This window comes from Verminephrobacter aporrectodeae subsp. tuberculatae At4, assembly GCF_000193225.1.
Lineage (GTDB): Bacteria > Pseudomonadota > Gammaproteobacteria > Burkholderiales > Burkholderiaceae_C > Acidovorax > Acidovorax aporrectodeae.
In genome coordinates this window covers 1-4,688 of the sequence record NZ_AFAL01000155.1, presented here as the reverse complement: position 1 = coordinate 4,688, position 4,688 = coordinate 1, and the positions used below count along the sequence as shown (strand labels likewise).

Annotated in this window: 5 protein-coding genes; all 5 read left to right on the top strand. The window is 52.5% G+C overall.

From position 1 onward, the window contains the following. The coding region (locus VTU_RS25815) for a glycerol-3-phosphate dehydrogenase C-terminal domain-containing protein (protein WP_010101603.1) at nt 1–307 on the top strand (307 nt) is incomplete at its 5' end. Nucleotides 308–337: 30 nt separating this feature from the next. After that, nucleotides 338–1,024, top strand: a complete 687-nt coding sequence (locus tag VTU_RS0105395; protein ID WP_010101602.1) for a class II aldolase/adducin family protein — start codon at nt 338–340, stop codon at nt 1,022–1,024. A gap of 135 nt (nt 1,025–1,159) precedes the next feature. Then, on the top strand, nt 1,160–2,440 hold the full coding sequence (locus VTU_RS32535) for a hypothetical protein (RefSeq protein ID WP_138927802.1): 1,281 nt from the start codon (nt 1,160–1,162) through the stop codon (nt 2,438–2,440). A gap of 177 nt (nt 2,441–2,617) precedes the next feature. Beyond that, the gene (locus VTU_RS32530) at nt 2,618–3,898 is read left to right on the top strand and encodes a hypothetical protein (protein WP_138927801.1); all 1,281 of its coding nucleotides are present in this window, start codon (nt 2,618–2,620) and stop codon (nt 3,896–3,898) included. 144 nt (nt 3,899–4,042) lie between these two features. After that, nucleotides 4,043–4,688 (top strand): hypothetical protein (locus VTU_RS32525; RefSeq protein ID WP_138927800.1); only part of this gene is annotated, 646 nt, incomplete at its 3' end.

Sequence of the window (4,688 nt, the reverse complement as noted above, 5' to 3'; positions counted from 1 at the left end):
CGACGCGCAGCCCGAACTGGGCCTGCCGCTGCCCGGCGCCGCGCACTACCTGACCGCCGAACTCGTGTACGCGGTGCGCGCCGAGGGCGCGCAAACGCTGGCCGACCTGCTGGTGCGCCGCACGCACCTGTCCATCGAACTGCCCGACGGCGCGCGCGCGCTCGCGCCATTCGCCGCCAACCTCGTGGCGCCGCTGCTGGGCTGGTCGGCGCAGCGCGTGCAGTCCGAACTCGCGGACTACCGTGCGCTCATCGACGCCGAGCGCGCCGCGTTGCGCGCCGTGCACACACCGGACGCAGCCGGCTGATCCTTCCCCACCCCCACCACCTCTACCGCCATGACCTCCCTGACACCCACCCCACAAAACGAAACCGCGCTGCGCCAAGCCATCGTGCAGCACTGCCAGCGGCTCGCCAGCGCCGGCCTGACGCAAGGCACCTCGGGCAACATCAGCGCGCGCTGCGCGCAGGGCGACGAAGCCGGCCTGCTGATCAGCCCGAGCGGCGTCGATTACGACGAAATGCGCCCCGAATCGCTCGCCTGGATGCGCATGGACGGCGAATGGAGCGGGCCGCTCAAGCCAAGCTCGGAATGGCGCTTCCACCGCGACATCTACGCCTGCCGACCCGAGGCCGGCGCGGTGGTGCACGCCCATCCGACGCACGCCACGGCGCTGGCCGTGCAGCGCGAGGCGATCCCGGCCTTTCACTACATGGTGGCCGCAGCCGGGGGCTACGACATCCGCTGCGCACCCTACGCCACCTACGGCACCGAGGAGCTGTCGCGCAACGCGCTCGCCGCGCTCGTAGACCGGCGCGCCTGCCTGCTCGCGAACCACGGCCTGATCGCCATCGGCACCGACCTGCGCCGCGCCTTCGCGCTCGCCGTCGAGGTCGAGGCGCTCGCGCACCAGTACCTGCTGGCCCGCGCCACCGGAACGCCAACGATCCTGGACATCGCAGAAATGAACCGCGTGCTCGAAAAATTCAAGTCCTATGGCGCGAACGCGCAGACTGCTGGATGATCGGCTCTTAAAAATTTGATACAATCCCAGACGAATTGATACATTCAGTTCCCGCACTCGGTTTTCCCCAAGAAAAACCGGGTGTTGTTACCAACCTGCTTGCAGCCGCGCCCACGCCAAAACCCTGGAGCTTTCATGCCATCACCCGTAGATATCAAGTTCGTCATGCCTGTCGTGTTGAAAATCGGTTCTGAAGGAGTCATTTGTGTGCAGCCCATCCCCGGGGTGGATCAGACCAAGGCAAAAATAGATGAGCTGACGCTGACTGTGCTGGATGGTCAGACGCATGTCGTCACCGATTATCAAAAGGATTTTGCATCAGCCGATTGGACCTTCAGTTTTTTCGTGCCGCAAAGTTTCATCAGTGAAACCGGACCCTCCATAACGGCCATCGTCAACTTTAAAGTATTGGACGGGGGACAGGTATTTCAAACGATGGATGACTATATTATATGTGTTGACATAGAGCTCAACAAACCGCCGTTTTCCGTGACTGCCATTACTCCAACCTCTGTCAAATTGGACGCTCAATCCACTGCCCAACTGTCGGTGACAGGAACCGCTCTTGACAAGGCATTCTCAAACTGCAACCTGGCGGGTCCTTCGCCCATAAGTGCAACTGTCACCGGCGCTAGTGCTACAAATTGCACAGTAGTGATCCAAGGAAGTGATGTATCAGTTCTCGGGAAGTATCGAATACTCTTGTCCGATGCAACTACTCAGGACACTTTCATCGCACCGATTTTCATAAATATCGAGGGAAAAGCTCCCCTGCCGAATTTGATCTTGCTTTCCAGTGCACCGGATACTCTGTCGCCGGGTGACATTTTCACATTGAAAATTTCCAAAGACGAGGCTACCAGCAGTTGGGATGATGTGCGTATTGGAGATATACGGATCAATACGGCAAGCGGGTGCACCATGGGCGCCGCTCCCCACGGCAGCATCAAACGTATCTCCAACACCGAAGGCAGCCTTGGCTGTACCCTGGATCCTGTTCCAAGAGTTCGGGTCAAGGAAAAAGCAACCCTCAAACTTTCGGCTACCTATGAAGGAAAACCGATAAATGTTACCAACACGTTTCCGCTGACGATTCAGCCAGATCCTCATGCCCGCATATTCAAAATCACGTGTTGTGCGCCCTTCACGGTTCCCAAAGATCGTGTAAAGACCGGCAGTTTTCGTTTTCGTTTTTTGGGAACCAACCTCTATCAAATAACCTCCATCAAGTTCGCAAATTCATATCAAATGGGTATTATATCGCAGACAGCATACGGGTTCCAGTGCAGATTTTTGCCTCCTCCGACTGATATTCAGGCGGGTAGGTATCAGTTTACCGTCAAGTATATTGATCCGCAAAGCGGCACCGAACAATCACAAACAGTGCAAAACATCACCGTGGAAATTACCTCTTAGGCAATCAGTTTCAATCCAGGCGGGAGAGCGGGTGACTTGCCGTGGGTTCGAGTCCCGCCCTCTCCACCAGGATCACCGGTCTTTAAAGGTCCCACACAAATCTCCGTGTCCGATCTTCCCAAAGAATGTCATCAACACGCTTGAGATGACGCTCAAGCAAAAACTCTGGAACTTATCATGCCATCATTCATAGATATCAAGTTTGTCCTGCCTACGATGTTGAATATCGGGGCTGAAGGATTCATTTGTGTGCAACCCATTCCCGGAGTGGATCAGGCCACGGCAATAATACATGACATGACGCTGGATGTGTCAGATGGTGCGTCGCATGCCGTCGTCCAGTATCAAAGGGATTTTGCATCAGCCGATTGGACTTTCAGTTTTTTCGTGCCGCAAAGTTTTCTCAGTGAGGCCGGACCCGCAGCATTGACTACCATCAAATTTAAAGTATCGGACGGAGGGAATATATTTCAAACTCGGGATGACTGCACTATATATGTTGAAATCGATACCGACAAATCGCTGTTTTCCGTAGCTTCCATTACTCCAACCTCCGTCAAATTGGACGCTCAATCCACTGCCAAACTGTTGCTGACGGGAACCGGTTTTGACAAGGCGTACTCAAACTGCAACTTGGTGGGTCCTTCGTCAGTAGGCGCAACCATCACCGGCGCTAGTGCTACAAATTGCTCAGTGACGATCGAAGGAAGCGATGTATCAGTTTTCGGGACGTATCGAATACTCTTGTTCGCAGAAGCCACTCATGACACTTTCATCGCACCGATTTTCATACATATCGAAGAAAAAATTCTTCCACCGATTTTGACCTTGCTTTCCATGAATCCGAGTATTCTGTGGCAAGGTAACAATTTCTCATTGGAAATTTCCAAAGACGATGCTACCTGTGCTTGGGATGACGTACGTATTGGAGATATACAGATTAATGCAGCAAGCGGGTACACCATGGACGTTTCCCACAGAGGTATCATACACGTTTCCAACACCGAATGCCGCGTTGACTGCACCCTGTCTTCTCTCCCGAAAGTTCGGCTCAAGGAAACAGCAACCCTCAAACTTTCGGCTACCAATAAAGGAAAACCGATAAATGTTACCAACATGCTTCCGCTGACGCTCCGGCCAAGTCCTCCGGCTTCAATATTCAGAATCAATAGTTGCGCTCCCTTCACGGTTATCAAAGCGTTTATAACGAGCACCAATTTCCGTTTTCATTTTGTGGGAGACAACTTCGAGCAAATAGTCTCCATCCAGTTCGGGGATTCCTATCAATTGAGTATTTTTACGCGTACATCAAACAGAATGGAATGCAAATTTTTGACTCCCCCGGGTACTATTCAGCCGGGTACGTATCAGTTTACCGTCAGATATAAGAATCCGAATAGCGGCACCGAACAAACAGTAGTAGTGCAAAAGATCCGTGTGACGGTTACCCTCTCTTAGCCAATCAATTTCAATCAAACCGGGAGAGCGGGTGACTTGCCGTGGGTTCGAGCCCGCCCTCTCCACCAAGATCACCGATCTTTGAAGGTCCCACACAAATCTCCGTGTCCGATCTTCCCAAAGAATGTCATCAACACGCTTGAGATGACGCTCAAGCAAAAACTCTGGAACTTTATGCCAATCGTAGATGTAGAGGATGTCCTGCCTCTTCCTTTGAAAATCGGGACTGAAGGAATAGTTTTCGTACATCCTCTTCTCGGAGTGGACCCGACCAGAACAAAAATATATGAGCTGAAGCTTTTGGTAAATGGTGATCCGCATGACGTTACCAATTTCGAAGAGAGTTTTGAATTAGGCAATTGGACTTTCAGTTTTTTCGTGCCGCAAAGTTTCCACAGTTTGCCCGGCCCCTCCGTATCGGCTGCCATCAGCTTCAAACTATTATCCCAGCATGGAGAGGTATTTCATACGTCGGATGACTTTCTTGTAGATGTTGAAATAGTAGACGACAAATCGCCGTTTTCCGTAGATTCCATTACTCCAACCTCCGTCGAATTGGACGATCAATCCACTGCTCAACTATCGGTGACAGGAGACAATCTTAGCAGGGTATCCTCAAAATGCACCTTGGTGGGTCCTTCGCCAGTCAATGCAACCGTTACCGGCGAGGGAAATACAACCTGCTCAGTCGTGATAAAAGGAAGTGACGTATCGGTTTTCGGGAAGTACCGAGTCATGTTGTACGAGGTAGTTACTCGTGACAATTTCCTCATACAGACTTTCATAAACA